Origin of the sequence: Stenotrophomonas sp. T8 (genome assembly GCF_051853085.1) — a bacterium.
Lineage (GTDB): Bacteria > Pseudomonadota > Gammaproteobacteria > Xanthomonadales > Xanthomonadaceae > Stenotrophomonas > Stenotrophomonas sepilia.
Window position 1 is genome coordinate 120764 of record NZ_CP195329.1, and the last position, 22469, is coordinate 143232.

20 protein-coding genes are annotated in these 22469 nt (G+C 67.4%); 16 read left to right on the plus strand and 4 right to left on the minus strand.

The features are described 5' to 3' along the window. Positions 1-172: 172 nt before the first annotated feature. Positions 173-1789, minus strand: coding sequence for an EAL domain-containing protein (locus ACSDHM_RS00585; protein ID WP_072167714.1), 1617 nt, complete (start codon positions 1787-1789; stop codon positions 173-175). 228 nt (positions 1790-2017) lie between these two features. Between ACSDHM_RS00585 and cycA the strand changes: the two genes are divergently transcribed. Next, a complete protein-coding gene (cycA, locus tag ACSDHM_RS00590; RefSeq protein WP_069140079.1) occupies positions 2018-3391 on the plus strand; it encodes a D-serine/D-alanine/glycine transporter in 1374 nt (457 codons plus the stop codon). A gap of 206 nt (positions 3392-3597) precedes the next feature. Then, positions 3598-4374, plus strand: coding sequence for a lytic transglycosylase domain-containing protein (locus tag ACSDHM_RS00595; protein WP_088496303.1), 777 nt, complete (start codon positions 3598-3600; stop codon positions 4372-4374). A 97-nt stretch (positions 4375-4471) separates the two neighbouring features. Here ACSDHM_RS00595 and ACSDHM_RS00600 read toward each other — a convergent pair whose 3' ends face one another. After that, positions 4472-5992 (minus strand): tetratricopeptide repeat protein, encoded by a 1521-nt coding sequence (locus ACSDHM_RS00600; RefSeq protein WP_252745130.1) that lies wholly within the window; start codon positions 5990-5992, stop codon positions 4472-4474. Positions 5993-6159: 167 nt separating this feature from the next. On the opposite strand from ACSDHM_RS00600, the gene ACSDHM_RS00605 reads away from it, so the two are divergent. Continuing rightward, the gene (locus ACSDHM_RS00605) at positions 6160-8241 is read left to right on the plus strand and encodes a gluconolaconase (protein ID WP_188241590.1); all 2082 of its coding nucleotides are present in this window, start codon (positions 6160-6162) and stop codon (positions 8239-8241) included. On the opposite strand, the gene ACSDHM_RS00610 is transcribed toward ACSDHM_RS00605, so the two are convergent. After that, entirely contained in the window at positions 8219-8626 is a 408-nt protein-coding gene (locus ACSDHM_RS00610) for a YciI family protein (protein ID WP_049413606.1), read from the minus strand. The genes ACSDHM_RS00605 and ACSDHM_RS00610 overlap by 23 nt on opposite strands. Positions 8627-9341: 715 nt before the next feature. On the opposite strand from ACSDHM_RS00610, the gene ACSDHM_RS00615 reads away from it, so the two are divergent. From ACSDHM_RS00615 to ACSDHM_RS00675, 13 genes are all read left to right on the plus strand, one after another. Next, the gene (locus tag ACSDHM_RS00615; RefSeq protein ID WP_439426563.1) at positions 9342-9755 is read left to right on the plus strand and encodes a YciI family protein; all 414 of its coding nucleotides are present in this window, start codon (positions 9342-9344) and stop codon (positions 9753-9755) included. A gap of 67 nt (positions 9756-9822) precedes the next feature. After that, complete coding sequence (locus ACSDHM_RS00620; protein ID WP_088496423.1) at positions 9823-10245, plus strand: VOC family protein; 423 nt, start codon at positions 9823-9825, stop codon at positions 10243-10245. A gap of 33 nt (positions 10246-10278) precedes the next feature. Then, the gene (locus ACSDHM_RS00625; protein ID WP_005415091.1) at positions 10279-10689 is read left to right on the plus strand and encodes a VOC family protein; all 411 of its coding nucleotides are present in this window, start codon (positions 10279-10281) and stop codon (positions 10687-10689) included. 22 nt (positions 10690-10711) lie between these two features. Next, the gene (locus tag ACSDHM_RS00630; RefSeq protein WP_032128771.1) at positions 10712-11068 is read left to right on the plus strand and encodes a DUF1428 domain-containing protein; all 357 of its coding nucleotides are present in this window, start codon (positions 10712-10714) and stop codon (positions 11066-11068) included. 45 nt (positions 11069-11113) lie between these two features. Further along, a complete protein-coding gene (locus tag ACSDHM_RS00635) occupies positions 11114-12376 on the plus strand; it encodes an RNA polymerase sigma factor (RefSeq protein WP_088496424.1) in 1263 nt (420 codons plus the stop codon). Between the two features lie 106 nt (positions 12377-12482). Further along, positions 12483-13679, plus strand: a complete 1197-nt coding sequence (locus ACSDHM_RS00640; RefSeq protein WP_088496425.1) for a hypothetical protein — start codon at positions 12483-12485, stop codon at positions 13677-13679. Beyond that, positions 13670-14770: a hypothetical protein gene (locus tag ACSDHM_RS00645; protein WP_439426564.1), complete on the plus strand. Its 1101-nt coding sequence runs from the start codon at positions 13670-13672 to the stop codon at positions 14768-14770. Before ACSDHM_RS00640 ends, ACSDHM_RS00645 begins: the two co-directional genes overlap by 10 nt. Positions 14771-14869: 99 nt before the next feature. Then, positions 14870-15547: a hypothetical protein gene (locus tag ACSDHM_RS00650; RefSeq protein WP_005415096.1), complete on the plus strand. Its 678-nt coding sequence runs from the start codon at positions 14870-14872 to the stop codon at positions 15545-15547. A 16-nt stretch (positions 15548-15563) separates the two neighbouring features. Beyond that, entirely contained in the window at positions 15564-17219 is a 1656-nt protein-coding gene (locus tag ACSDHM_RS00655; RefSeq protein ID WP_353080496.1) for a CsgG/HfaB family protein, read from the plus strand. 248 nt (positions 17220-17467) lie between these two features. Beyond that, on the plus strand, positions 17468-19117 hold the full coding sequence (locus ACSDHM_RS00660) for a M28 family metallopeptidase (RefSeq protein ID WP_439426565.1): 1650 nt from the start codon (positions 17468-17470) through the stop codon (positions 19115-19117). A 188-nt stretch (positions 19118-19305) separates the two neighbouring features. Beyond that, the gene (locus tag ACSDHM_RS00665) at positions 19306-20565 is read left to right on the plus strand and encodes a sensor histidine kinase (RefSeq protein WP_069140068.1); all 1260 of its coding nucleotides are present in this window, start codon (positions 19306-19308) and stop codon (positions 20563-20565) included. After that, positions 20555-21325: a LytR/AlgR family response regulator transcription factor gene (locus ACSDHM_RS00670; RefSeq protein WP_134968927.1), complete on the plus strand. Its 771-nt coding sequence runs from the start codon at positions 20555-20557 to the stop codon at positions 21323-21325. Before ACSDHM_RS00665 ends, ACSDHM_RS00670 begins: the two co-directional genes overlap by 11 nt. 34 nt (positions 21326-21359) lie before the next feature. Beyond that, entirely contained in the window at positions 21360-21704 is a 345-nt protein-coding gene (locus tag ACSDHM_RS00675; protein ID WP_031270794.1) for a hypothetical protein, read from the plus strand. Between the two features lie 39 nt (positions 21705-21743). Here the strand turns inward: ACSDHM_RS00675 and ACSDHM_RS00680 are convergent, their stop codons facing one another. Then, positions 21744-22358, minus strand: a complete 615-nt coding sequence (locus ACSDHM_RS00680; protein WP_049411437.1) for a hypothetical protein — start codon at positions 22356-22358, stop codon at positions 21744-21746. Positions 22359-22469: the final 111 nt, after the last annotated feature.

The following is a 22469-nucleotide window of genomic DNA, read 5'->3' on the forward strand; positions in this document are numbered from 1 at the left end:
TTGCCTTTGCTTTCGCTTTCTTCCGTTGATTCCGTGGCGGGACGCCGCCGCAATGTGCCCGTGGCCGGGTGGGTGGGTTGGGCAGGAGGCCCAACCCCGGTCTTGCCCACCCGCCCCACCTGATGGATCCACCGGGCGCGATCCGCCACGAGGGGCTCCGCCGTTCGCCGTCCTACTCCACTCCCTCACGCTCGATCGGCACGCTGCGCGGGTTCTGCATGTGTTCGCGTGCAGCGCCGTACTGCTGCTGCCGCTTCTGATGGAAGGCGACGAACTCATCGCGCGGCAGCGGCCGCGAGAACAGCCAGCCCTGTCCGAATTCCACATGCCGGCTGTGCAGATAGGCCAGCTGCGCTTCGGTTTCCACGCCCTCGGCCACCACCCACAGGCCCAGCTCCTTGGCCATGTCGATGATGTGCGGCGTGACCGGGCTGGTGGCGCTTTCGGTGCCGATCGCATCGATGAATGATTTGTCGATCTTCAGTGCATCCAGTGGCAGCTGCTGTAGGTATTGCAGGCTGGAGAAGCCGACGCCGAAATCATCGATGGCCACGCTGTGGCCGGCGCGGCGGGCGGCGGCGAGCATGGTGCGCGCGCGGTCCAGATCGAGGAAGCCACGTTCGGTGGCCTCCATCCAGATCTGCTGCGGCAGGATGCCGCTGCCGGCCATGTGCCGGGAGATCATCTTCAGGGCGCGACCGCTGCTGATGTCTTCGGCGGCGAGGTTGATCGCGATGTGCGCGCTGCGGTCGGCGACCAGCAGCTCGCGCATGTCGCGCACCACGTTCTCGATCACCAGGTCGGTGACGTCGGCGATCATGCCGGCCTCTTCGGCCAGCGGAATGAACAGGTCAGGGCGCACCTGGGTGCCATCCGGGCGTTGCCAGCGTACCAGCGCCTCGGCGCCGACGCAGATGCCGGTGTCCAGTTCGATGATCGGCTGATAATGCAGGTACAGCTCGCGGCGGCGGATGGCGGTAGCCAGTTCGCCGCGCAGGGAAAGGCGGCGCCGCGACAGCCAGATCACCAGCCCGGCGCCGGCGGCGGCCAGCAGCAGGCCCACCGGCACGTACAGCCAGGCCTGTTGGCGGAAGGCCGCAGCGAGCGCGGTGCGCGGTGTAGTGGCGACGGCCAGCCATTCCTCGTTGCGCGCGGTAGCGAACAGCGTGGTGTGGTCCAGGCCTTCGCCCGGGTCGCGCAGCAGTGCCTGCAGCAGGTCCGGATCCAGGCCGGGCTGTTTGGCCAGCAGGCGTCCGTCGGGGCTGGCCAGTGCCAGCCGCACATTCGGGTCGGCGATGACATCGACGAAGCGGCGTGGGTCCACCAGAGCGTCGTAGGACCCATACAGGATCGCCAGCACCTGGCGTCGCCCGCTGATTTCCGGGCGCACGTCCACTGCGATGCCGGCGCCGTCGCTGGTGACGTGGTCCGGCCTGGGCTGATCCACATCCGACAGGAACGGCCCCCAGGAGGTGCAGCGCAGCTTGCCTCCTTCGAAGTAGCCCATCTGGTCAATCGATGGGGTGGTCATCACCAGGGTCTGCATGCGCCGGATGTGCTCGGGGCTGCAGGACACGTAGGCACCGGCTTCGGCGGATTTCAGCGCCGCCAGCGCCTCCTGGTAGGACAGGTCGGAGCGGCGCAGGGTGCGATCGGCGATGTCGCGCAGGCGCTGCTGTTCGACGCTGACCGCGCGGTCCCAGGTGGCGTAGGCCATGACCGCGATCGGCACCGCAGCGGCCAGCAGGGCCAGTGCGGTACCGCCGATGATGACGCGCAGGCGGCTCATGGCCGGGGCTCCAGCGGGGCGGGCGGGGCAGGGCGCATGGTCGGGCCGGTCCTTGGGCAGATGCGGCTATCTCAGCATGGCACCGGGCCGGGCGGAATGGGATCAATACGGTATTCGGTCACATTGTGGTGAAAGCGGCCTGCTTTGACGCAATGGGGCCGTCTGGCGCTGGCGCTCGGCGTCGCGGAGGACTACCGTCGAACGCTTCGCCCGCCCCTTCCCGCGCCCATGACCGAGCCCGCCACGCCCCCCGAGCACCTGCGCCGCAGCCTGTCCAACCGCCACCTGCAACTGATCGCCATCGGCGGTGCCATCGGCACCGGCCTGTTCATGGGCTCGGGCAAGACCATCAGCCTGGCCGGCCCGTCCATCATCTTCGTCTACCTGATCATCGGCGCGATGCTGTTCTTCGTGATGCGTGCGATGGGCGAGCTGCTGCTGTCCAACCTGCAGTACAAATCCTTCATCGATTTCTCCACCGACCTGCTCGGCCCGTGGGCCGGGTTCTTCTGCGGATGGACCTACTGGTTCTGCTGGATCGTCACCGCCATTGCCGACGTGATCGCGATTGCCGCCTACGCACAGTTCTGGTTCCCGGGGCTTGAAGCCTGGAAACCGGCGCTGGCCTGCGTGATGCTGCTGCTGGCGTTGAACCTGGTGACGGTGAAGCTGTTCGGTGAAATGGAATTCTGGTTCGCGCTGATCAAGATCGTGGCGATCTGTGCGCTGATCATCACCGGCGCCGGTCTGGTGGCGTGGGGCTTCACCTCGCCGAGCGGCCACACCGCGTCGCTGTCGAACCTGTGGAATGACGGCGGCATGTTCCCGATGGGCCTGGTCGGTTTTTTCGCTGGATTCCAGATTGCGGTGTTCGCCTTCGTCGGCATCGAGCTGGTCGGCACCACCGCCGCCGAAACCGCCGACCCCGAGCGCAACCTGCCCAAGGCAATCAACTCGATCCCGGTGCGCATCATCATCTTCTATGTGCTGGCGCTGATTGCGATCATGGCGGTCACCCCGTGGCGGCAGGTGGTGCCGGACAAGAGCCCGTTCGTGCAGCTGTTCGTGCTGGCCGGCATTCCCGCCGCCGCCAGCCTGATCAATTTCGTGGTGCTGACCTCGGCCACGTCCTCGGCCAACAGTGGCATCTTCTCCACCAGCCGCATGCTGTACGGCCTGGCCGAAGAGGGCCACGCACCGCGCGGGCTGTCGAAACTGTCGCGCGCTGCGGTGCCGGCCCGTGGCCTGCTGTTCTCGTGCCTGTGCCTGCTGGGCGGCACGCTGCTGATCTACCTGATTCCCAACCTGGTAACCGCCTTCACCCTGGTGACGACGCTGGCGACGGTGCTGTTCATCTTCGTCTGGTCGCTGATCCTGGTGGCCTACATGGCCTATCGCCGTCGCTACCCGGAGCGCCACGCTGCATCGATCTTCAAGATGCCTGGGGGCGTCGCCATGTGCTGGGCCTGCCTGGTGTTCTTCGCCGCCGTGCTGGTGCTGCTGAGCCTGCAGGGCGACACCCGCCAGGCGCTGATCGCCAGCCCGGTGTGGTTCGTGCTGCTGGGCGCGGGGTATTGGGTGCGCCGGAGGGCCGCGAAGTGATCCAACGTCTCCGTTCCATCGATTGATCCATCGTCTCTACAGAGTTTCATCCACGCATGGCGTGGATCTACTGTCAGCCGCAGGAAATCGGCCGCTGCCGTTGAGGTTGCCGGCCAGCGGCCGGCACTACCGCGGGTGCAGGGCGCAGCCCTGCCAACCGCCCATTCACCCAACATTCGCGGGCGCGGCCGGATCATCCGGCCGCCATGTCCCATCGACCTCTCCTGCTTGCACTGGTGCTGCTGCCCATCCTGTGGCCCGGGATGGCTGCCGCGCGCACGGTCTATCGCTGCGTGCAGGGCAACACCGTCAGCCTGGCCACCGCACCGGAGCCGGGATCGCGGTGCACGCCGAAGGAGATCGACGACAACGCCATCCAGGCCCCGAACCTGTGGGGCAACATGGGCGTGTTCAGTGGTGTGCTGTACGAGCGCGAGCAGGACGGCGTGCTGGTCTATTCCACCCGCAACCTGCCCGGCTCGCGGGTATTCCTGAAGTTCACCGTGGCCACGCCGCCGGGCGAGCCGGCGCACGAGGGCCTGGGCAAGGTCGGCACGCCGCAGCTCGCGCAGCACGCCAGGCAGTTCAAGGCCGCGGCCAAAGCTACCGGCGTCGACGATGCCTGGCTGCGTGCGATCGCCCATGCCGAAAGCAATTTCGATCCGCTGGCGGTCTCGACCAAGGGCGCACAGGGCGTGATGCAGTTGATGCCGGAGACCGCACAGGAATATGGCGTGCGCGATCCGTTCTCGCCGCAGCAGTCGATCGAGGGCGGCGCGCGCTACATGCGCGCACTGCTACGCCGTTACAACGGCGATCGCCCGTTGGCGGCGGCTGCCTACAACGCGGGCATCGGTGCGGTCACCCGCTACAAGGGCGTGCCGCCCTACGCCGAAACCCTGGCCTATGTGGACAAGGTGATGGCGCTGTATGCGCGCTACCGCGAAGCGATGGGCATCCGCACCGAAGTGCCAGCCCGCTAGCGGACGGTGCTGCCTGCACGTGGCGTTGTAGAGCCGAGCCGACGCTCGGCTGCGCCAATTGCAGCCGAGCATCGGCTCGGCTCTACACAAAAGCCGCTCAGCGCGAGGTGGAAGTGCTGACCAGGTCGTAGCGCTCGATGCGGCCGACGCGTACCACTTCGGCCTGCACGTCGGCACGCTGCTTGAGTGCACGCCACGCGGCATCGATGCGCACATCGCCCGGCAATGACGGATAGGTGCGCATGTCCTGCAGGCTGGCCAGGGTTTCACCGCGTTCAACCGGCGAGCGCAGCTGTTCGATCAGCACGGCGGCGGCACCGTCCAGGTCGCCTTCTTCCAGCAGCATTTCGCGGTGGAACAGGCGGGCATCGTCGCGCTGGGCCAGGATCACCGCGCGTGCTGCATCGCGCGCCTTGGCATCACCGCGCTCGCGGGCCGCGGCGAACTGCAGCAGCGCCTGTGCGGCCTTGCCGTAACCGGCGAGGCCCGGCATGTCATTCACGGCCTGCGCAGCGTCCTGCATGCGTCCCAGCGAACTGAACACGAAGCCGACATTCATCTGGTGCTCGACACCATCCGGGCCGAGCGCGCCGATGCGGGCGGCCTGCTTCGCCGTGGCCAGTGCCTCATCGGTGCGGCCCAGCCGGCGCAGTGCGGTGAGCCGGCTGTTGAGCAGCCAGGCCACCCATTCCGCTTCCGTGGCGGCAGGCGATTCGCCGTTGCTGGCGGCAGCGGCCATGCCCTCGGTCAACGACAGCACTTCCTCGTTGCGGTCCAGCATCAGCAAGGTGGTGCTGAACTCGGCCATGCGCGCGTCCAGTGCGCGGTCGAGCAGGCCGGAAACACGCAGTTCATCGAGGTGGCGCTGTGCCGCCTGCACCGGATCGAAACGCGCGTCACCGCGATCGACATAGCGATCGAAGCGCTTGTCGCTGCGCAGGCGGATGATCTCGGCCGGGCTGTCGATGCGCGCCAGCGTGGCCGGAATGCTGTCGCCACGGCCGTTGTCGGCCTGCAGCGTGGCCAGCGCCAGCCACAGCCCGGTGGGTTCCAGGCCGCCACTCTTCCAGCCGTTGTCAAACAGCGCCTGCAGCAGGTCCATGCGCTTCTGCGGCTGGTCACGCAGGCGGTACTGCAGGTAGTTGACCGCGTGGTGATCGATCGGCAGCGGCGCGTCGGCGTGCCGCAGTGCCTTCACCAGCAAGGTGGTGGCTGCGGCCGGCTGGTTGTCCGACAGTTCCACCGACACCAGGGTGAGCAGGATCTGTGCATCCTCCGGCAGGGCCTCCTGCGCCCGCTGCAGGTAGCGGCGGGCCTGATCCGGCTTCTTCTGCATCAGAGCGGTCCAGCCGGCGACCTGCGAGGCGCGGCCGCGACGCTCGGCATCGAAGTCGTCCAGCAAAGGATCCTCCATCAGCCGCTCCATGCTGATCAGTGCACCCAGCGTGTTGCCGCCGCGTGCCTGCTGGATGGCTTCATCCCAGCGCGTGGCGTACGCCGCGTGTACTGCATCGGCGGTGGCCGATGGCTTCTGCGGGGCCACCGTGATCGAAGCGGAGGCGGGCGCACTGGCCAATGCGGCCAGCAGCAGTGCGGTGAGGGGGAGAGCGCGGGGCATGGAGAATCTCCATCCGTGGGAACCGCATTGAACCTGCTACGGCCAGCGAGGACAAGCACGACGAAGCGAATCCTGGCCTTCAGCCGCATGATCGGCCGTGGCGGATCGCACGCGCAGCGTCTATTGTCGGTGCCTCTTCAAGCAGCAGGCAGAGGCAGCGCAACACGATGGCACGGTGGCAATGGATGGCGGCAGGGGTGGCGTTGGCAACGGCGGTGGGCTTGGCTGCAACCTGGTGGGACACCCCGCTGAAAACGCTGGCCGGCCCTGCCGGCCCGGTGCCCACGCCCTTGGCCTGGACCGCGCAGATCGAGCCGCTGGCGGGTGATGGCCATCCCGGTGACCGCGACGGTGCGTCCGCGCAGGCGCGCTTCGCCGACCCGTATGCACTGCTGCGCGGCACCGATGGCAGTGTCTATTTCACCGATGCCGGTGACAACAACCGGATCCGCCGCCGCCTGCCCGATGGCCGCGTTGAAACCGTGGCCGGGCAGGGTGAGGGCCGTGTCGATGGCCCTGCGCTGCAGGCCAGCTTCAATACGCCCTCGGGCATTGCCGGCGATGCGCAGGGCAACCTGTACGTGGCCGACACCGGCAACCATGCGATCCGCCGCATCGGCACCGATGGCCAGGTGACCACGTTGGCCGGTGGCGAACAGGGCCACGCCGACGGCCCGGCCACGCAGGCCCGCTTCGATGCACCGATGGGCGTTGCGGTGGACGCGCAGGGCCAGGTCTACGTGGCGGACACGTTCAATGACCGCATCCGGGTGATCGGTACCGATGGCAGTGTGCGCACTCTGGCTGGTGGTGATCGGCCAGGCTTTGCCGATGGCGTGGGCGCCGCTGCGCGTTTCGATACGCCAGTGGCGCTGGCCTTCGACGCGCAGGGTGCGTTGCTGGTGGCCGATCTGTTCAACAACGCCGTGCGCCGGGTGGGGGCCGATGGCACGGTCAGCACCGTGGTCGCCGCCGGTGGCGTGATCAATGGGCCGCTGTCGCTGGCCACCACCCACGACGGCGTGCTGTACGTGGGTGATCTGGATGGCCGCATCGTGCAGGTGACGCCGCAGGGCCACCAGATCGCGCTGGTCGGCAATGGTCGCCTGCCGCGCCTGGCCCGCCCCAGTGGATTGGCGATGGATGCCGATGGCAGCGTGCTGGTGGCCGACGCCGCAGGCTACCGCCTGCATCGCCTGCGCCCGCTGCCGGTGGGCGAACTGCCGGCACCGGCACTGGTCGGCCCGGCCGCTGATGCCGCGCTGCCGAAGACGGGGGGCCGTTGGCCGCTCGCACCGCAGGACGGCTGGCACGAAGTGGTCGGCACCCTGGGCGAAGTGCGCGGCAACTTCAGCGGTGAGAGCCGCCACCACCTGCATGGCGGCTTCGACGTGCGCGGTGATGTGGGCCAGACCGTGCTGGCGATTGCCGATGGCAAGATCAGCAGCCCGGTGGCGGCCTGGAACCTGGGCGAGCAGGCCGAGGGCCTTGCGGTGGACCGCCTCAAGTACATCCACATGCGCGTCGGCCGCACCCCGCGCGATGTGCCGTTCGACGCGCGCTGGCAGGCGCTGTACGACGAGCAGGGCAAGCTGCAGCGGATGCGCGTGCGCCGTGGCATGCGCATCCACGTGGGTGACCGCCTGGGCAGCATCAACAACCAGGCGCACGTGCACCTGGCGGTGGGCACCGGTGGTTTCGAGACCAATGCGGTGGCGCTTGGCTTCCATAACTACGCCGATCACTTCGCACCGCGCATCACTGATGTAGCACTGCTGGACGACAACGACCAGCCGATGGCCGCAGGCAGCGATGGCGTGGTGATGGTTGCGCGGCAGGGGCGTGGCGTGCAGATCGTGGTGGAGGCCTGGGACCAGGTCGACAACAATCTGCCACGACGCCGCCTGGGCATGTACCAGGTGGGTTACCAGATCCTCGATGCTACGGGACAACCGCTGCAGGGCTACGAGCAGCCGCGCTGGAACATCGTGTTCAACCGCATGCCGCCGCAGCGGGAAGCAGTGCGCGTGGCCTACGCACCGGACAGCGGCATCACCGTGCATGGCAGCGCGGTGACCCGGTTCCGCTACCTGGCCACCAACACCGTGCGTGATGGCCTGATGGAAACCGGACGCTGGCAGCCGGCGGCGTTGCCGCCGGGCGAGTACGTCGTGCGCGCCAGCGTGCGCGACTACAGCGGCAACGAAGGCGTCGGTCCGCGCGAGATCAGGGTACGGCTGCTGCCATAGCCGCAGCCGGGGCGCCGCAGCGTTCGCGCTCGGCGTCCATGTCTTCCAGCGGCCGCACTTCGATGCTGCCGAAGCGTGCCCACGGGAAATCGCGGGCGATGCGCATGGCGTCGTCGCGGTCGCGCGCTACGATCAGGTTGAAGCCGGCCAGCAGTTCGCGGGTCTCGGCGAAGGGGCCATCCAGTACGCGGCTGTGGCCATCCCGCACGCGCAGGGTCTGCGCGGTGTCGACCGGCTGCAGCTTCTGTGCGGCCAGCAGCGTGCCTTCGGCCTGCAGTTTGTCGGCGTGGGCCAGGCAGTCGCGCATCAGCGCGTTGAATTCTTCGGTGGGCAGGGCCTGCAGCAGGGCAGGCTCGATGTAGATCAGAAGCAGGTACTGCTGCATGGCATGGTCCTGGCGGGGGCGGGTGCCCATGATCGCGCAGGATTGCGCACGGGCATGTTGCAGCGCGGAAGCGCGCCTTCGGCGGGGATCGGCGAACGGCGGAGCCCCTCCGTGGTGGGGTGGGGTTGGTCGCTGAAAGCGGTTTTCCTGAGGGTGGGCCGGGCGGGGAGGCAGGGCAGGGGGCGCTGCAAGTACGTCCATGTAAGCTCGGTCGCCGCATCCATGCGGCTCACGCCCCTGCCCTGCCTCCCCGCCCGGCCTTGGACAGATCTCTGCGGCTGACCCACCACGGGAAATCAACAACAAGAGCAAAAGCGGGTCGCTTCGCTCGCAAAGCCGAGCCCGCCAGCCAACCGCCATTGCTGTTGCTGTTGCCTTTCTCTTGATCTTCCCGCGGTGGGTACCGGAGGCAGGAAACTGTCCAGGGCCGGGTGGGTAGGCGAGGCGGGGGTATCCGCGGCATGGATGGCGCGGCTAAGCCCCCATGGATGGGTTTACGGCCTCCCCCGACCCGCCTACCCACCCGGCCAAACCCAAACCGAGCGTCAGCGACCAACCCACCCCACCACGGAGGGGCTCCGCCGTTCGCCGACCCTCGCCGAAGGCGCGCTTTCCGCGGAAGAAAAAAAACTTCCAACAGACGTGTCGATTCCCAGTCCCCTGGTTCGTTGTACCCAGTGAAGGGCACGCACCGCGCGTCCCACGGGAGACCAAAATGAAAGTGATGGTGATCGTGAAGGCCAACGCCGACTCCGAAGCCGGCCGCATGCCCAGCGAACAGGAACTGTCCGAAATGGGCGCCTTCAACGAACAACTGGTGGCCGCCGGCATCATGCTGGCCGGTGAAGGCCTGCACGCCACCCAGCGCGGCCGTCGCATTCATTTCGGCGCCGGGCCACCCAAGGTCGAGGCCGGTCCGTTCGGTCCTGCCAGCGAACAGATCGCCGGCTTCTGGCTGTGGGAGGTGCGGTCGCTGGACGAGGCCGTTGAATGGGCCAGCCGTGCGCCGTTCGGCGAGGGCGGCACGCTGGAACTGCGTCCCCTGATCTCCGCAGAAGACTTTGGTGAAGCCTTCACCCCCGAATTACAGCAGCAGGAACAGCGTCTGCGTGCACAGCTGGAAGGCTGACCCGATTCCTCTCCCAACCGGGCACGCCCCGGCACTACCACCCTGAACCGCACAACGGAGTATTGCCATGAGACTGATTCCCTTCCTCGGCTTCAGCGGCCAGGCCCACGAGGCAATGGCGTTCTATGCCAAGGCACTCGGTGGCCAGGTCACCTCGGAATTGAAGTACCGCGACATGCCGCCCTCCGATGGCTCGCCGGGCTGCAACGAAATGCCGCCGGAAACCCTCGACCACGTCGCGCACAGCCAGCTCGAGATCGGCAACGCCATCCTGATGGCAGCCGACGGCCCCGGCGGAGGCGAGGGCGGCTCGACCACCATCAATGTCGATGTCGACAGCATCGAAGAAGCCGAACGCGTGTTCGCCGCGCTGGCCGAAGGTGGCCAGGTGCAGATGCCGATCGGCGAAACGTTCTGGGCACATCGCTGGGGCATGCTGATCGACCGTTACGGCAAGCCGTGGATGGTCAACTGCATGAAGCAGCCCTGATCCCGCCTCTGTCATCCACAAGGAGCTTCAACGATGAGTGCACCACAACCGCAGATGATCTTCGTCAACCTGCCCGTGCAGGACCTGGAGAAGTCCAAGGCGTTCTTCACCGCGCTGGGCTACAGCTTCAATCCGACCTACACCAACGACGACGCGGCCGGCATGGTCATCAGCGAAAGCATCTACGTGATGCTGCTGACCCAGCCCTTCTTCCAGCAGTTCACCAACAAGCCGATTGCCGACGCGCACACCCACACCGAAGTGATCAACGCACTCTCGGCACCCAGTCGCAAGGCCGTTGACGAGTTGGTGGACAAGGCCCTGGCCGCCGGCGCCAGCGAACCGCAGCCGGCGCGCGACTACGGCTTCATGTACCAGCGTGGCTTCCAGGACCTGGACGGCCATCTCTGGGAGATCGCACACATGGACGGCGAGCCGGGCTGACGGCCGCCGCAGGAGAACCCGCATGGCTTACGTGGACGCTTACGTGCTGCCGTGCCCGCAGGACAAGGTGGCGGCCTACCGCCGCCTTGCCCGCAAGGCCGGCGCGGTGTGGAAGGACCATGGCGCGCTGCAGTACATGGAATGCGTGGCCGACGATGTGGAGCCGGGCAAGAGCACCTCGTTCCCGCGCGCGGTCAAGGCGAAACCGGGCGAGACGGTGATCGTCGCCTTCGTGGTGTTCCGCTCGCGCGCGGCACGCGACCGCATCAACGCAAAGGTGATGGCCGACCCGCGACTGGCGTCGCTGGGCCCGAAGGACATGCCGTTCGATACGAAGCGCATGTTCTGGGGCGGCTTCAAGCCGATTGTTGAAGCGTGAGCTGCGGCGCTTGTGCGGGCCGGGCCTGCGTGCTGTGATCGGCGCATGCTCGAGCCCGCACTGACGCAGCGTCTGGAAACCCTCTGGCGGATGGAGTCGCCAGTGCTGATCGCGCGCCTGGCGCGGCTGCTCGGTGGCGATGTCGGCCGTGCCGAGGAACTGGCCCAGGACACCTGGCTGGCCGCGCTGGAGCGTTGGCCGGAGCAGGGCATCCCGGACAACCCCGGAGCCTGGCTGATGACCACCGCGCGCAACCGTGCCATCGATGTGCTGCGCCAGCACCAGCGCGTGGCGCAGCAGCACGCGCAATGGGGCGAGGAACTGCATCCGGCGGCGCTGCCGGCACCCGATGACAGCCAGGCGCTGGAGGACGACCTGGGCGATGACCTGCTGCGGCTGATGTTCGTGGCCTGCCATCCCGTGCTGCCGGCCGATGCGCGCGTGGCGCTCACCCTGCGCCTGCTCGGTGGCCTGACCACCGTGGAGATCGCGCGCGCGTTCCTGCAGCCGGAACCGACCATCGCCCAGCGCATCGTGCGCGCCAAGCGCACCCTGGCGCAGAAGCAGGTGCCCTATGAAGTGCCGCGCGCGGAGGCGATGCCGGAGCGCCTGGCCTCGGTGCTGGAGGCGATCTACCTGGTGTTCAACGAAGGCTATGCGGCCAGCGCCGGCGACGACTGGATGCGCCCGGCGCTGTGCGAGGAAGCGCTGCGGCTGGCCCGCATCCTGGCCCATCGGTTGCCGGTGCCGCCGGTACTGGGCCTGCTGGCCCTGATGGAGCTGCAGGCCTCGCGCGCAGCGGCGCGGGTGGACGCGCAGGGCGTGCCGGTGCTGCTGGACCAGCAGAACCGCGCACGCTGGGATTGGCTGCAGATCGAACGTGGGCAGCAGGTGCTGGCGCGTGCGCTGGCCGCGGGTGGTGGCGACGATCCCTACGTGCTGCAGGCGCGCATTGCGGCCTGCCATGCAGCGGCGCGCCGCCCCGAGGATACCGATTGGCCGCGCATTGCTGCGCTCTATGCACAGCTTCTGCAGGTGCAGCCTTCGCCAGTGGTGGCATTGAACCGGGTGGTGGCGATCCTGCGCAGCGACGGTCCCTTTGCCGCCTGGGCGCAGCTGCAGCCCTTGCTGGTCGACGCGCGCCTGCGTGACTACGCGCCGCTGCAGGTGGTGCGTGGCGAGCTGTTGCAGGCACTGGGGCGCGAGCAGGATGCGCGTGACGCTTTTGGCGAGGCGGCTCGGCTCAGCCAGAACCAGGCCGAGCGTGGACTGTTGCGGCAGCGGGCGGGCCTGCCCCCCACGGACTGAGCCGACAAGGACAGCACTTGTCGCCGCGCGCCTTAGCGGCTATGTTTCGCGCCCAGCGGACGCATCAGCGCCCGCATTCCGTGCGTATTGACCGAGGAGCGGTTGGATGTATTCAAGGACGAAGAGCGCATCGCGCGCTTTTGCGCGCCTGCTTGCCTGTGCCCTGTGCCTGGCCGTATGGCCGATGGCCGTGCAGGCCGCGGACAAATCGCAGCAGGCCTATTGGGCCGGTTTTGCCTATACCGCTGACGCCGCCGCCGTGCAGGCGACCACCCCACATGCGCATGCGGTGCTGGAACGGCGTGGCCTGATCCCGCTGAACCAGACGCTGGCGCAGTCGCTCAAGCGCCGCGCACCGGCCCACCTGGAGCTGATCGACCAGCCGGTGGCGATGCTCGACGGCACCACCAGCGCCACCGTGCTGGCCGCCGCGCTGGACCGCGAACTGGTCTCGGTCGAGCCGATCGGCGACCAGTACAAGGTGCTGGTGGAAGTGGCGCTGCAGGCGTTGTTCTTCGACTTCCGCGAGCGCCAGGTGATCGCGTCCTATCCGCTGACCCTGCAGCGCATCGACGTGCAGGATTACCGACCGGACAACGACGATATCGACGCGATCGTCGCCGATCTGCTGTATGGCGGCGCCGATACCAGCCTGTCGCAGGTGCTGGCGGCCAGCCTCGCCCAGGCCAGGTTGCCCGACGCGGCGGTGCGCCGTCTGCAGGTCGGTGGTGTAACCCTGTCCGACGCGGTCCGCGCCAAGCTGCCCGACCCGAAGTGGGAAGCGCCGCTGCGCGCCACCCTCGCCCATGAACTGTCCAAGACGCTGTCGTCCAACACCGGCGTCGGGCTGCTGCCGCCGGCCTCGGGCCAGGCGATCGGTGGCGCGATGGCTGCCCGCTTTGCCGACGGCAAGGTCTACCAGCTGAAGATTCCCGAGCCCGACTACGTCATCAACCTGCAGGTCGATGCACTGAAGAGCGGTGTGATCGAGGAAACCCCGGCGATGAAGACGATGCTGTTCGGCGCCTTCTTCACCGCCAAGGTGACCGAGCCGTTCTCGGGGAAGGTCTATTTCGAACAGCCACTGCGCAAGGGCGCCACCAAGGTGGTGCCGGCCACGCAGTGGCAGGTCGACCAGTGGTCGGCCAGCTACGAAACCCTGCTGGCCGGGCTCGACGCCTTCGCCGGCGCCGCCGCCAAGCGTGCCGATTCGCGCGCCTGGCTGGACGAACAGAAGCCGGGCGGCCGCCCGTTGCAACAGCAGACCCAAGCCCTCCAGGAGTTGATCAAGTCATGTCGTTGATGCGTACCATCCTGCTCATCCTCATCGCGCTGGTGGTGGCCTCGCCGGTCGCTGCGCAGACCGCGAGTTCGCGCGGCACCGGCTCGGCCAGCTACGGCCTGCGCCTGAGTGCCGATACCCGTGCCCAGGCCCTGAACAAGGCCAAGGTCAATGCCCTGGAGGCGTACATCGCCGAAACCGGTGCGGCCAAGCTGCGCCTGTTCGAAGCGCGCCGCGCCGAGTTCATCGGTGAGATCGACCGCTACGTGCTCAGCGCTGTGCCGCTGTCGGACACCGAAGACAAGAAAGCCAAGACCTACACCGTCACCGTCCGTGCCGAGATCAACACCACCCTGCTGCAGACCAAGCTGGATGCGGGTTCGGCCGTGGCCGGTGCCACCGCCGCGCAGCGCTCGCTGCTGACCTTCCTGTTCATGGCGCGCTCGCAGGACACCGTGCAGTCGTTCCAGGACAAGGAATACCGCCGCGTCGACGCCAGCAGCAGCTACAGCGAGAACACCCGTGAGGGTGACAGCTTCCGCGGCAACTCGATCAGCACCAACGGCAGCATCAACCAGAATGGTTCGGTGTCGGTCACCAGCGGCGGCAGCACCACCGCGCGCGCCGACAACATCACCTGGAAGGTGGCCAACGCCGCCGAGGTCAACACCGCGATGACCGGGGCCTTCAGCGCCGCGGGCTACGAAGTGGTTGAAGCCGAATACGTGGAAGGCGAATCGCGTGGCCTGCTCAGCATCGAGCGCATCCGCAAGGACTTCAGCACCGGCAACGACCTGGCCCCGGCCACCCTGCGTGACACCGCCAACGGCATCCGTGCGGCCAACATTCCGTACATCGCCGTCGGCACCCTCGACATCGGCATGCGCGACCGTGATCCGGCCAGTGGCAACACCCGCGTGTTCGTCACCGTCACCGGCAAGGTGCTGGATGTGACCGGTCGTTTCCCGCGCACCGTGTCGTCGGTCGGCCCGGTGCAGTTCTCCGGCACCGGCCCGAATGAAACCGTGGCCCGTACCAATGCCCTGCAGCTGGCTGCCGAAAAGGCCGCCCAGCAGATGATCAACGAACTGAACGTCAAGGCGGTCCGCTGATCCGCCGCCCCCGTGGGTGCCGAGCGCGCTCGGCATCCACCGGGGCTTACCGATTCCCCACGTGCCGCACCGCGGCCGTCTCTCCCAAAGGACTCTCACATGATCCGCAATACCGCTCTTGTCCTGGCCATCGCGGCCGCCACCCTGTCGATGCCGGCGCACGCTGGCCTGGGCAAGCTGAAGGACCTGGCCGGCGCCGCCACCGGTACCTCCAGCAGCAGCGCCTCCAGCGCCGCCGCACCGGATGAAGCCGCGCAGGAAGCACTGGTGCGTCGTTTCGTCAGCTCGCAGTCGCACTCGCTGCAGGCCCAGACCTCGTTCGCCCGTGCCTTCGGCCTGGCCGAGCAGGTGCAGCTGCTGGAAGCCGAGCGCCAGGCGCTGTCGTCGGGTTCGGTCAGCGTCGATGCGATGAAGAAGTCGGTGTCGGTCAGCGAAGCCGCTCAGGCCGCGATCGACGAGCGCCAGGCCGCGCAGCCGGAGCTGAACGCTGAATCCAAGCAGCACTATGCCGAAGGCCTGGTCTCGCTGCTGGCGTCGGCTGCCGAAGCGCAGAAGCTGGGCGGCGAAGCCAGCAACTTCACCGCCGGCATGAAGAACCTGGGCGCCACCCAGATGGCCACCGTCGGCCGCAAGCTGGCTGCCGGTGCATGGGTGGCCAAGGAATCGCCGGGCTTCATCCAGGGCCTGTACGGCTCGACCAAGTCGGCCGTGACCTTCGCCAAGAAGAGCAAGGTGAAGGTGCCGTCGAACGCCGATTCGATGCTCGACTCGATCTGATCCGAGGATCAACCCCATGCGTACGACCTCCCGTTTGATCGGCCTGGGCCTGGCTGCCGTGCTGCTTGCAGCCTGCGGCAAGCAGGACACCCCGGCCGCCAATGCGCCCACACCCGCCAAGGACAAGGCAACCAGTGCACTGGCCAGCAATGCGCCAGTGGAAGCAGCGCCCCTGCGTGGCACGCCGGATTTCGGCGGCACCACCCAGGTCGCGCGCGAGGCCGACGGCATCGGCAGCACCCCGGAACTGGCGGTGCTGGCGGCGCTGCAGTCGGCGGTGGCGCAGGTCAACGGCGTACGCGTGGCCAGCCAGATGCAGGGCCTGCGCGCAGGCCTGCATGTGGACGTGGATGATGAACACGTCGGCGATATCCGCGCCGACGCGTTCACCCAGCAGATGATCGCCGGCTCGCAGGGCGCGGTGCTGGGCTATGAAATCCTGTCGCAGGACGAAGTGCGGCAGCTGGACGAGGAAACCATCGCCCGCGTGCGCGCCAGCGATGAAGGCTGGAGCTTCAAGGGCTCGGCCTCTGCCAGCGCCTCTGGCGAAGCCACGGCCAAGGGCGGCGGTGCCTCGGCCAGCGTCAGGGAAAGCTACGACGAGAAGGTCAGCGTCGATGCCAAGCGTGGCGCAAGCTCGTTCGATTCCGACGTGACCCACCGCAGCATGCGCAGCTACTGGAAGGTACGCGTGCGTGCCCAGATCGCCCAGTACCGCGCACCGGACGAGCAGGGCAAGCCGAAGATCGTGGTCGCGCTGCCGCGTACGAAGGCCGGCAGCTATGCCGTGGGCGATGGCCGCGTGAGCGCCGATGAAGTGGCCGACGCGATCCGCGCACGCCTGTCCGACACGTTGACCCAGACCCAGCGCTTCATCGTGCTGGATCGCGAGTTCGGCGACGAACTGCAGGCCGAGATCGACCACATCAACAGCGGCAACGTGCGTTTGCAGGACACTGCCCGCGTCGGCCAGCAGCTGGCGACCGACCTGATCCTGATCCCGACCATCGAACGCTTCGAGTACCCGCGCAGCGTGCGCAACCTGCGCATGTCCGACCGTCAGGTGACCTCGTACTCCGGTGGCGGCCGCATCACCCTGCGCCTAATCAACGCCACCACCGGCCAGGTGGTGATGTCCGACAGCTTCGACCACCAGTTGGCCTCGACCGGCCCGAGCACCCTGCCGCGTGTGGTGAACGGCCGCAACATGGCTGCGGCGATGATGGAATCGCTGTCCGGCCAGATCGGCACCAGCATCGTCACCACGCTGTTCCCGGTATCGGTGGTGTCGGTGGACGGTGACCAGGTGGTGCTGAGCCAGGGCGGTGACACCGTGCAGGCCGGCCAGCGCTGGCAGGCCGTGCGCCTGGGCGAGGAACTGAAGGACCCACAGACTGGCCGTTCGCTGGGCCGCAGCGAACACCCGTGCTGCACCATCCGCATCGACCGCGTGGCTGCGCAGACCTCGTACGGCACCATCGAAGATGGCGTTGACGCGATGCGCGGCGGCTTCCGTCCGGGCCAGATCGAACTGCGCCAGAAGCTGGGCAGCAAGCCGGCTGCCGCTGCTGCTGGCGCAACGGCCTCGGCAGCACCGGCTACCGCCGCGCGCCCGGTGGCCAAGCCGAAGCCCAAGCCTGCTGCCGCCCCGGCCGAAGACCCGAACTGGTAACACGCCCAAGCAACACACAGATGGGGTCAGAGCCCTTTCCTGCCGGGAAAGGGATCTGACCCCTTCGTGTTTCCGTTCGTGTCGACCAAGGTCGAGACCCCACCAACAGCAGCCGGACCCACCCCGCCTACCCTCAGGAAACCAGCTTTTGCTGTTGCTTCGGCTGTTGCCGTTGTTTCGGCAGGCGCAGGGCGCAGCCCTGCCGAATCCCATTACACTCCAGAAGGATTTCCCTGCTGGAGAGAGCAATGAAACGAGTGGTACTGGGCGTGCTGGCCCTGTCGGTGTCGAGCGCACTGATGGCGGCCACCCCGAAATTCGATGGCGCGCGGATCTCCGCCGACGTCAAGGAACTGGCCTCCGACGCCTACGAAGGCCGCTCGCCGGCCACCGCCGGCGAAGAGAAGACCATCGCCTATCTCAGCAAGCAGTTCGCCGATGCCGGGCTGCAGCCGGGCGGCGACCTGAAGGACGGCAAGCGCCTGTGGACCCAGGCCGTGCCGCTGCGCAAGGGCGACATCGTCGGCACACCGCAGCTGGCGCTGCACCAGGGCGGCAAGACCGTTACGCTGGAGCAGGGCAAGCAGATTGCCGTGCGCGCCGCCATGAACGGCGCCAGCAACGTCGACATCAGCAAGGCCCCGCTGGTGTTCCTCGGCTATGGCGTGAAAGCGCCGGAGCGCAACTGGGACGACTTCAAGGGCGTGGACCTGAAGGGCAAGATCGCCGTCGTACTGATCAACGATCCGGACTTCGAGACCGGCCAGGGTGATTTCGACGGCAAGGGCATGACCTACTACGGCCGCTGGACCTACAAGTACGAGGAAGGCGCGCGCCAGGGTGCACTGGGCGTGCTGATCGTGCACGAGACCGCACCGGCCTCCTATGGCTGGGCCACCGTGGCCGGTTCCAACACCAACACCATGTTCGACGTGGTGCGCGACAACCCGGCCGAAAGCCACCCGCTGCTGGAAGGCTGGATCCAGCGCGACCTGGCGGTGGAGCTGTTCCGCTCCGCCGGGCAGGACTTCGAGGCGCTGAAGAAGAAGGCGCAGCAGCGCGACTTCACCCCGGTGCCGCTGACCGGCGCCAGCCTGGACGCCAAGTACGCGGTAAAGACCGAAGTGATCACCTCGCACAACGTGGCCGCACGCCTGGAAGGCAGCCGCCACCCGGACGAGACGATCATCTACAGCGCGCACTGGGACCACATCGGCGTGGGCGAGCCGGACGCGCGTGGCGACCGCATCTTCAACGGCGCACTGGACAACGCCAGCGGTACCGCCTCGCTGATCGAGCTTGCCCGTGGCTTCGCCAAGGAAAAGCGCCCGCAGCGCTCGCTGCTGTTCCTGGCGGTCACCGCCGAGGAAAAGGGCCTGCTGGGGTCGGAGTACTACGCCACCCATCCGCTGTACCCGCTGGAAAAGACCGTGGCGGTGATCAACATGGACGGCATGGCGCCGTTCGGCCCGTCGCGTGACTTCGGCATCTACGGCGCCGCGCGTTTCGAGCTGCTGGACCAGCTGAAGGACGTGGCTAAGGGCTGGGATATCCGCTACACGCCGGACCCGAAGCCGGAAGCGGGCCTGTTCTTCCGCTCCGATCACTTCCCGTTCGCCAAGCGTGGCGTGCCGGCGCTGTCCTGGTCGGCCGGCCAGGACTGGGTGGACGGTGGCGTCGCCGCAGGCAAGAAAGCCTCCGAGGACTACACCGCCAAGCGTTACCACCAGCAGGGCGACGAATGGCAGCCGGACTGGGTGTTCGCCGGTGCCGCCCGCGACCTGGAAGTGCTGTACACGCTGGGCAACCAGCTGGCCAACTCCCGTGCCTGGCCGAACTGGAGCAAGGACGAGTCGTTCCGCGCCGTGCGTGACGCCAGCGCCGGCCAGCGCAAGTAAGAAGCACCGGTAGTGCCGGCCGCTGGCCGGCACTGCTGCCAGGTTTGCGGACATAACGGGATGCCGGCCAGCGGCCGGCACTACCAGAACGGCTTCCATCCGCACTTTCCGGCCCTTCGTCGCAGGCCGCTTGCTTGCCCGGCCGGCCGCCCTATGCTCGGCTCACCCCCTTCCTCCAAGGCGCCGCCGTGTTCGCCAGCCTCTCACTCCTGTTCCGTCACCTGCTGGCCTGGGCTGCGGCGCTGTTCGTCGCTGGCATGGTCTGGAGCGGCATCTTCAGTGGCATGAACGATGGCCCGGGCTGGATTTTCGGCCTGCTGGCGATGTTCCTGATCATTTCCGCGCTGGGCAGTGCCATCACCCACATCCGCCGGGTCTGGCTGGTGGCCGGTCGCCTGGACGCCACCACCCTGTCCGGTCGCCAGCGCCGCCAGATCGAACTGCCGATGGACGCCGGCCACGCCTTCTCGGTGGTGGAGGCGGCAATCTCCGAACTACCCCGCGTGGAAGACGTGGAAAGCTCGGCCGGCAGCCTGCAGGTGCGCGCCTATGTGCGCCGGGTCGATCTCTGGAATGGCCGCCAGCCGTCGCGCTGGAACCTGCCTGCGCGGCTGGCGATCAAGCGCAACAGCGTGCTGGCAACGGTCACGCCGGGGCAGGGCACCAGCACCGTTACCCTGCTGTTCGAACCCGATGCCGGCTGGTGGGCCGACCTGCTGGCGCTGGACGAGGGCAGCAACTTCGAGAACGCTGAAGCAGTCACCCGTGCGATCAGTCGCCGCGTCGCCGACCAGCGCCGCGACGAACAGGCTGCGGCCGAACAGACCCAGGTGGAAAAGGAACTGTCGGTGGCGCGGCTGAACCTGCTGCATGCGCAGGTGGAACCGCACTTCCTCTACAACACGCTGGCCAACGCGCAGGTATTGACCCGCACCGACCCGGCACGGGCCGAGCAGATGCTCGGCCACCTGATCCAGTACCTGCGCAGCTCGTTGCCACAGGTGGACGAATCGGTGTCCACGCTGGGCGTGGAGCTGGAACGCACCCGCGCCTACCTGGAGATCCTGCGCATCCGCATGGGCGCACGGCTGGCGGTGGAAGTGCAGGTGCCCAGCGAACTGCATGGCGTGCACCTGCCGGCGATGGCGCTGCAGACGCTGGTGGAAAACGCGATCAAGCATGGCCTTGAACCCAAGCCCGGCGGAGGCACGATCTGGATCCTGGCGCGCGGCTTCGACGACCACGTGACGGTGACCGTGGCCGACGATGGGCTCGGCTTCGGCCAGGGCACCAGTGGTACCGGCATCGGCCTGAAGAACCTGCGCGAGCGCCTGCGCCTGACCTGTGGTGAGCAGGCCGGCGTGGCGATCGTCGCCAACTTCCCCAGCGGCGTGGCAGCGACCATGACCCTGCCGCAGTCGCACAAGGAGCGCAGCCATGCCGCTTGAGGCACTGATCGCTGAAGACGAAGAACTGCTGCGGCAGTCGCTGGTGGAGCAACTTCGCCGGCTGTGGCCGGACCTGAAGCTGGTGGCCGAGTGCGAAGACGGCGCCAGCGCGCTGGAGCAGCTGGCCGAGAAGCAGCCGGACATCGCCTTTCTCGATATCCGCATGCCTGGCATCAGCGGCATCGAGGTGGCACGCTCGCTGTCCGAGCTGAGCCCGCGCACCCAGGTAGTGTTCGTCACCGCCTACGACCAGTACGCCATCGATGCGTTCGAACAGGGCGCGATGGATTACCTGTTGAAGCCGGTCAGCGACGAGCGCCTGCTGGCCACCCGCGAACGCATCCTGTCGCGGCTGCCATCGACGCGCCAGGACGATGCCGTGCTCGAGCGCCTGCTGCAGCGGCTGGGCCCATCGCAGGGCGCGGCCGAGCGCCCGCCACTGGCCTGGATCACCGCCAGCAATGGGCGCGAGACGCAGCTGATCATGCTGGAAGACGTGGCGTACTTCCGCGCGGACAACAAGTACACGACCGTGGTCACCGCCAGCGGCGAAAGCCTGCTGCGCACGCCATTGCGCGAGCTGCTGGAAGTGCTCGATGCGCAGCACTTCCGCCAGATCCATCGTTCGACCATCGTCAACATGAAGGCAGTGGCGGCGGTCAGCCGCGACGATACCGGGCGCGGCGTGCTGCGCCTGCGCGGGCGGACGGAGACGCTGGTGGTCAGCCAGCCGTTCATGAGCCTGTTCCGCGGCATGTAGCCGCAGCCGCATCCCCCTGCACCGAGGAATGAACATGTCCCGTCTGCTGATTGCGTGCGTTGCCGTGCTGGCACTGGCCGGCTGCGAAAAATCCCGCAACACCTCGATCACCCGCACCCATGCCAACGGCGTGGACACGTTGTACAGCAAGAGTACGGTGGTCGATGGCGAGGCGCGCTTTCAGTGCATTGCCAGCAGCAGTGGCCACTGCCATTACCTGGTGCTGGACCCAGCGTGCAGCACCGATGCCGCGTGCACCACACCGCCGCTGCGCCGGTTTGCCGTTGCAGCAGGCAAGACCGAGGCCATGCGTGGGCTACCCGACGGCTTCCGCCAGTGCGTCAGCCAGGACCCGATAGAACACTGCCACCGTGAGTGATCACGGTGGCAGTGTGGGTCCCCCCGCTTCCCTGAAGGCTCAGTAGGCAGGTTGCAGTGTCAGGTCGTGATGGTGCTCGGTCTCGCCCACATGGTTGAGGCGGCCGACCAGTTCGGAGTGCTGCTTCATCCGGCCGATCTCGGTCATGATGCGGATGTCCTCGTGGCGCAGTTCGCGCCTGGCGGTGACCGCCTGCTTATAGTCCAGCACTTCCGGGTAGTGCTCGGCCAGGTCCAGCGCCTCGGCCACGTGCTCCACGCTGTCGGCCTTGGAACTGATGCGGGCGCGGCTGTTGAACGCCTTCATCCAGCGCTCGAAGCCGGCCTGCTGATCGAACATGTTGGCCATGAACCAGATCACGAACAGGATCGAGACCCACGAGCCGAACACGATCACCACGCGGGTGAAGGTGATATGGAAGTCGTCGCGCCACAGGTAGTTGGCGATCAGGCCCAGGATCAGCAGCGAGGCCGCCTGCCAGCCGACGATCGAGGCGATCAGCCACTGGCACTTGGCCTGGGCCAGCACAGCCACTTCATCGCGGATCTGCTGCTCGCTGAGGTTGCGCCAGTGCGCCACCTGTTTGTCGAACGGGCTGCTGTAGAGCTCGTTGTCGCGAAGCAGAATTCCCAAACCCTTGAACAAGGCAATCATGGCTGGCTCCTTGTGGAACGTGCGTCGATCAGCATTGGACGGTGTGGCGGATCCAGTTCTAGCACTTCCAGCGAGCCGTGCAATGGGGGCAATGCCAAGCGGCGCAAGGGT